Origin of the sequence: Actinomyces urogenitalis DSM 15434 (assembly GCF_000159035.1) — a bacterium.
GTDB classification, from domain to species: domain Bacteria; phylum Actinomycetota; class Actinomycetes; order Actinomycetales; family Actinomycetaceae; genus Actinomyces; species Actinomyces urogenitalis.
Genome location: NZ_DS999574.1, coordinates 1,295,587 through 1,302,229, shown reverse-complemented (window position 1 = coordinate 1,302,229; position 6,643 = coordinate 1,295,587). Strand labels below are relative to the sequence as shown.

The following is a 6,643-nucleotide window of genomic DNA, read 5'->3' as shown; positions in this document are numbered from 1 at the left end:
CGGTGCCCGCGGTGGACGCCGTCGAAGACGCCGACGCTCACCACGGTGCCAGGTCCGTCAGGCGCGCCCAGCGCCGACGGCACCTGCTCCGGCCCGTACCAGACCTCCACCGTGCCCCCAGATTCCTCTGCCGCCACCGACTCAGTGCTTGCCGCAGCCGCAACCACCGTGGCCGTGACCTCCGCCGTGACCGCCACAGCCACAGCCGCCGCCGGAGGCCGACACGTCGCGCAGCCCCAGGACGTTGCCGGCCTTGCGCCCAGGCACGACGCCGTCATCCTGGTAGCCCTCCCCCAGCGGCTGGACAACCTCAGGAGCGGGGGCCGGGGCCTCCTGACGCTTGCCGTGCCCGCCGCATCCGCATCCGCACCCCTGGGACTGCTGGGCCTCGTTGGTGGTCTGCTCGCTCATCGTCTCTCCTGTCACGACTCACCGGCACTCAGCTCGCGCCGTCGCGGGCAGCGAGGACGAGCAGGGGCCGGGTCCGGTCCTTGGCCGAGGTCAACAGTGCCACGACCTGCCCGTCCGGCGCGAACCCCGCGGCCACACCGCCCGAGCCGCCAGCCTTGGGAACGATGACGCCAGGTGGCACGACCGCCCGTTCCATCACCTCGGCCCCCAGGAGCTGGCCGTAGCCCAGGGCGCGAGCCTCGGCCTCGCTGAGCTCGACGGCGGGGAAGCACCGCCGCGCCACCACCGACAGCGGCACGGTGGGCAGCCCGCCAGGACGCTCAGCGTGCGCATCGGCCTCGACCACGGCAGCCAGCTGCTCCAGCGTCGCTGCCTCGTCAAGGCTGAAGGGGCCGACGGCAGTGCGGCGCAGCGCCGTCAGGTGCGCCCCGCAGCCCAGGGCCTGGCCCAGGTCACGAGCCAGGGCACGCACGTAGGTTCCCGAGGAGCAGGCCACCGTCAGGTCCATGTCCACCACCGCCGTGCCGTCATCGGCCTGCTCGCTGCGCAGCGGCCCTCGGCGGGTCAGGCAGTGAATGGTGACCGGTCGGGCCGCGAGCTCAACCTCGCCGCCCTCGCGCACGCGCTTGTAGGAGCGCACGCCGTCGACCTTGATGGCCGAGACAGCCGAAGGCACCTGCATGATCGGGCCTGTCAGCGCCTGGATCGCAGGCTCCAGGCGCTCGGCGACCTGCTCGACGCGCGCACCGCAGGCACCGGTCACCTCACCCTCGGCGTCCTCGGTCAGGGTGTCCTGGCCAAGCCGGACGGTCGCCTCGTAGGTCTTGTCCGCTCCCACCAGGTAGGTGAGGAAGCGCGTGGCCCGGCCCACGCCGAGCACCAGCAGACCGGTGGCCATCGGGTCCAGGGTCCCGGCGTGGCCGACCTTGCGCGTCGAGGCCAGACGCCGGGTCATGGCGACGACGTCGTGACTGGTGACCGACGCCGGCTTGTCGATGAGGACAAGGCCGTCGGCTGCGGTGACGGCGCCACGAGGCAGCTGCGGTCGGTCCGAGACCCTCACGCCTCGTCCTCGTCAGCCTCGTCCGGCTCCTCGTCCTCGATCTCCTCGTCCTCGTCATCATGCCGGTAGGGGTCGGGGTCCCCGGCGTAGGTCGCACCGGCCGTCGAGCGGGCGATCTCCTCGTCCTTGGCACGAGCCTGGGCCAGGGCGTCCTCGAAGGTCTTGGCCTGGGTGGGCAGGGCGTCAAGCTGGAAGGCGATGGAAGGGGTCAGACGGATCCCGAGCGCCTTGCCGACCTCAGAGCGGATGAGCCCGGTCGCCGAGCGCAGGGCCGCAGCGGTGTCCCGGCGCTCACGCTGGGAACCGTAGACGGTGTAGAAGACCGTGGCCTGCTGCAGGTCACCGGTCACCCGCACGTCAGTGATCGTAATGAATCCCAGGCGGGGGTCCTTGATACGCCCCTGCAGGAGCCTGGCAACAGTCTGGTGAATGCGGTCAGCGACCTTGCGGGCGCGCGCTGCGTCTGCCATGAAGGCTCTCCTTGCTGGGCGTCAGGGGACCGCTCGGCGGTCCGCCCGCAGGCTGCGGGCAGGAGATTGTCTCAGATCTCGACCTCTTCAGCCTGACCACGGCGCGAGATCACACTTTTCGCTGGCTCATCACAGACAATCTTTATTTACTGGATTTTTCCGTTACTATTGCCTTGTTCTCATCCCCACCTCCCGAAGGGCCAATGATGTTCCCCCTTCCTCACGGCTGCGGCGCTGGCCGCCAGCGAGGCTGCCTCTGAGTGCATCGACACCTCGACCTTCCCCATGTGGCTGCGCGTGACGTACCTGATCAACTTCCTGTGCATCGGCATGCTCATCCGGTCTGGGATCGAGATCCTCACCTCCCGCCCCCGGCTCTACTTCAACAACCACTGCACACCGGGGTCTGAGTGGATCCGCTTCACCCGGGACACCGTGCCCCTGGAGGAGGGAGCCTTCACGGCGCGCGACGACCAGCGCGACCTGTCTCCCTTCATCTCCCTGCCCGGACGCGCCAAGATCGGCCTGGGCCGTGCCTGGCACGGGATCCTGACCTGCGTGTGGATGGTCAACGGTCTGGTCTACGTGGTCCTCATGATCGCAACCGGAGCCTGGCGCCGTCTGGTGCCCACCTCCCTGGAGATCCTCCCGAAGGCCTGGGACTCCTTCCTGACCTACCTCCACCTGCAGGCACCTTCGCTGTGCGACTTCACGCCCTACGACGGCCTGCAGCAGCTGGGCTACTTCGTCATCGTCTTCGTCGCCGCCCCGCTCATGATCATCACCGGCCCGGCGATGTCCCCGGCCGTGGTGGGCCGCTTCCCCTGGTACGCCAAGATGCTCGGCGGGCGTCAGACCGCACGCTCCCTGCACTTCCTGGGCATGGCCCTCTACCTGGGCTTCGCCGTCGTCCACGTCCTGCTGGTCTTCATCGTCCACCGCGAGCACAACCTCACCCACATCGTCTACGGCCACTTCGACCCAGCTCGTGTGGGCGCTGCCGCCCTCATCGTCGTGGCCACCATCGCGGGCGTGATCGCCCTGTAGCTCGGGGCCTCCTTCTGGACACTGGCTGACACCCGCCGCAGCCAGCGGCTGCTGTGGGGCGCCACACGCGTGGTCCGCCGCCTGACCGTGGACCGCCTGGCCTCACGCCAGTCCAGCGCCAGGCCGTACACCGAGGCGGACATCTCCCCTTCCACTGGGTCAACACCCGCACCCCCTCAGCGCAGGAGTCCCCGGAGTACCACGAGCTCGCGTCCGCGGACTTTGAAGGCTTCCGCCTCACCGTGGACGGCCTGGTCTCACGCCCGACCAGTCTCTCCCTGGCCGAGCTGCAGGCGCTGCCCTCCCAGTCCCAGATCACCATGCACACCTGCATGCAGGGATGGACCGGCATCGCCAAGTGGACAGGAGTCCGGGTCTCTGACCTTCTGGCCCAGGCCGGACAGATCGATCCCGAGGGCCAGTGGGTCATGTTCGAGTCCTTCGGCAAAGCCCAGCACATGCACGACGGCCGGCCCGTGGAGCCCTACTACACCTGCCTGCCGCTCAGTCTGGCTCTGGAGGAGGACACGATCCTGACCTGGGGGCGCAACGACGCTCCCCTGTCCCCCATGTTCGGCGCACCACTGCGGCTTCGCTGCGAGTCCGGCCACGGCTACAAGATGGTCAAGTGGGTGCGCTCGGTGACCGTCATCCGCGACTACTGCGAGGTCGGCGATGGCATGGGGGGCACCCGAGAGGACTCGGGTTACCAGGACGTCGACGCTCGAATCTAGCCCCGTACCCGAGGCCGTCTCCTGGCCTGGAGGACCAGGTCCGCACAGAAGACCAGCACGGCGACCCACACCAGCACCATCGCTGTCCAGCGACCGGCCGAGATCTCCTCGTGGAAGACCGCCCAGGCCATGAGGAACTGGATGATCGGTGAGACGAACTGGACCAGACCGACCGTCGTCAGGGGCACGTCTCGCGCGCCTGAGGCGAACAGGAGCAGGGGCACCGCCGTGACCGGCCCCGCTGCCACCAGCAGCACAGCCAGGCCGGCCGAGCCCTCGGCTCCCTGGAGGACCGAGCCACCAGTCGCCGCCAGCCAGACGAGATAGCCCAGCCCCAGCGGAGTCACCACCAGCGACTCCACCGTCAGGCCGGTCAGCGCGTCAGCCGTGGCCTCGTGCTTGACCAGCCCGTACAGCCCGAAGGTCAGCGCCAGAGCCAGGGAGATCCAGGGCAGGGTGCCCTGCATCACGACCATGACCACCACCGCCAGGCCCGCCAGCCCGATGGCAACCCCCTGGTAGCGGCGCAGTCTCTCACCCAGCACCGCCGCCGCCAGTGCCACGGTGACCAGCGGGTTGATGAAGTACCCCAGGGCGGCGTCGGCCGCGTGGCCGGAGTTGACGCCGTAGACGTAGGTGAGCCAGTTGAGCGTGATGAGCAGGCCGGAGGCGATGAAGGTCCCCAGCTGCCTCGGCGAGCGAAGGACCGCCGCAACCTTCGGCCACGAGCGGGTGACGCTGACCAGCACCAGGCACGTGGCAGCGGTGAAGACGATCCGGTAGCCGATGACCTCCAGGGCGCCGGCGGCGGCCAGGAGCTTGAAGTAGAGAGGGAAGGCACCCCAGATGAGATAGGTCGCCAAAACCAGCAGGGTGGCGCGCTGGCGTGCGGCGGGATCAGTTGGGCTCACCCGCTCACGGTAGACGACGGCGCCGCCGCCCTCGTACAGAGGGTGGCGGCGCCGTCGTCTCGTGGCCGACTTAACAGGCCCGGCAAGGCCTGAGGTCAGTCACGCGGCTTCTCGCGCATCTCCCAGGTCTCGATGACGTCGCCCTCGGCGATGTCCTTGAAGCCCAGGTTGATACCGCACTCGTAGCCCTCGCGGACCTCGGTGACGTCGTCCTTCTCGCGGCGCAGCGACTCGATGGACAGGTTGCCGTCCACCACGACGCCGTCGCGCACCAGGCGGGCCTTGGTGCCACGCTTGATGACGCCCGAGCGCACAATCGAACCGGCGATGGAGCCGAACTTCGAGGAGTGGAAGACCTGACGGATCTCGGCGCTGCCGAGCTCCACCTCCTCGTAGATGGGCTTGAGCATGCCCTTCATCGCGGCCTCGACGTCCTCGATCGCGGAGTAGATGACCGAGTAGAACTTCATGTCCACGCCCTCGCGGTCGGCCAGCTCGGCCACACGCTCGGCAGGTCGGACGTTGAAGCCGATGATGACGGCGGAGTCGACCGTAGCCAGGTTGACGTCGTTCTGCGTGATGGCACCCACGCCGCGGTGGATGATGCGCAGAGCGACCTCCTCGCCCACGTCGATCTTGAGCAGCGAGTCCTCCAGGGCCTCGACCGCACCCGAGGAGTCACCCTTGAGGATGAGGTTGAGGGTGTCGACCTTGCCCTCCTTGAGGACGTCGGTGAGGTTCTCCAGGGAGACACGCTTGCGGCGCTTGGCCAGGAGTGCCGCACGATCAGCGGCCTCACGCTTGTCAGCGATCTGACGGGCAGTGCGGTCGTCGGGCGCGACGATGAAGGAGTCACCAGCGCTGGGCACGTTGGTCAGACCCAGGACCAGCGCGGGGCTACCGGGGCCGACCTCCTCCAGGGCGTCACCGTGCTCGTTGAACATGGCACGCACGCGACCGTAGGCGCTGCCGGCCACGATCGGGTCACCCACGTGCAGGGTGCCGCGCTCGACCAGGATGGTCGAGACCGCGCCACGGCCCTTGTCCAGCTTGGCCTCGATCGTGACGCCTCGGGCGTCGGAGTCGGGGTTGGCCCGCAGGTCGAGAGCAGCATCAGCCGTCAGCAGCACAGCCTCTAGCAGCTCGTCAATGTGCAGACGCTGCTTGGCCGAGATGTCGACGAACATCGTGTCGCCGCCGTACTCCTCGGGCACAAGACCGTACTCGGTGAGCTGGCCGCGGATCTTGTCCGGGTTGGCGCCCTCCTTGTCGATCTTGTTGACCGCGACCACGATCGGCACACCGGCCGCCTGGGCGTGGTTGAGCGCCTCGACCGTCTGGGGCATGACGCCGTCGTCGGCAGCGACCACGAGGATGGCGATGTCGGTGACCTCGGCACCACGGGCACGCATGGCCGTGAAGGCCTCGTGACCGGGGGTGTCGATGAAGGTGATCCGACGGTCCTCGTCATTCAGGTGCACGCGCACCTGGTAGGCACCGATGGACTGCGTGATACCGCCGGCCTCGCCAGCCACGACGTCGGTGGAGCGGATCGCGTCCAGCAGCTTGGTCTTACCGTGGTCGACGTGACCCATGACCGTGACCACCGGGGGACGCGGGAGCAGGTCGGCGTCGTCGACCTCGGCCTCCTCGGCCTGCAGGTCGATGTCGAAGGACTCCAGGAGCTCGCGCTCCTCGTCCTCGGGCGAGACGATCTTGACGTCGTAGCCGAGCTCGGCGCCCAGCAGGGCGAAGGTGTCCTCGTCCACGGACTGGGTGGCCGTAACCATCTCTCCCAGGTGGAACAGGACCGTGACCAGGGCCGCGGGGTTGGCGTTGATCTTCTCAGCCAGGTCCGTCAAGGTGGCACCCTGACGCACACGGATCGGCGTTGAGCCGTCACCGCGAGGGACGATCACGCCACCGATCGACGGCGCGCCCTGCTGCTCGAACTCCTGCCTCTTGGCCCGCTTGGACTTGCGTCCACGCTGGCTGGAACCACCACGG

General features: G+C 68.5%; 5 protein-coding genes and 1 pseudogene. 1 reads left to right on the top strand and 5 read right to left on the bottom strand.

The window, feature by feature from the left end; all coding sequences use genetic code 11:
- Window positions 1-141: 141 nt before the first annotated feature.
- The 3 genes from HMPREF0058_RS05535 to rbfA are packed head-to-tail and all read right to left on the bottom strand — an operon-like array spanning window position 142 to window position 1,944.
- Window positions 142-411 carry a hypothetical protein gene (locus HMPREF0058_RS05535; RefSeq protein ID WP_006548741.1) on the bottom strand — a complete coding sequence of 90 codons (270 nt, stop codon included), beginning with the start codon at window positions 409-411 and terminating at the stop codon, window positions 142-144.
- Window positions 412-439: 28 nt separating this feature from the next.
- Entirely contained in the window at window positions 440-1,474 is a 1,035-nt protein-coding gene (gene truB / locus HMPREF0058_RS05530) for a tRNA pseudouridine(55) synthase TruB (RefSeq protein ID WP_006548740.1), read from the bottom strand.
- The gene (gene rbfA / locus HMPREF0058_RS05525; RefSeq protein WP_006548739.1) at window positions 1,471-1,944 is read right to left on the bottom strand and encodes a 30S ribosome-binding factor RbfA; all 474 of its coding nucleotides are present in this window, start codon (window positions 1,942-1,944) and stop codon (window positions 1,471-1,473) included. The genes truB and rbfA overlap by 4 nt, the downstream gene beginning before the upstream one ends.
- 285 nt (window positions 1,945-2,229) lie before the next feature.
- Between rbfA and HMPREF0058_RS13425 the strand changes: the two are divergent.
- Window positions 2,230-3,725, top strand: a pseudogene (locus HMPREF0058_RS13425) (molybdopterin-dependent oxidoreductase).
- Here HMPREF0058_RS13425 and rarD read toward each other — a convergent pair.
- Together rarD and infB are read right to left on the bottom strand one after the other, a co-directional pair.
- On the bottom strand, window positions 3,722-4,636 hold the full coding sequence (rarD, locus tag HMPREF0058_RS05515; RefSeq protein WP_040319545.1) for an EamA family transporter RarD: 915 nt from the start codon (window positions 4,634-4,636) through the stop codon (window positions 3,722-3,724). The pseudogene HMPREF0058_RS13425 and the gene rarD sit on opposite strands and share 4 nt — an antisense overlap.
- A 95-nt stretch (window positions 4,637-4,731) precedes the next feature.
- Window positions 4,732-6,643 (bottom strand): translation initiation factor IF-2 (gene infB, locus HMPREF0058_RS05510; protein WP_006548735.1); only part of this gene is annotated, 1,912 nt, incomplete at its 5' end.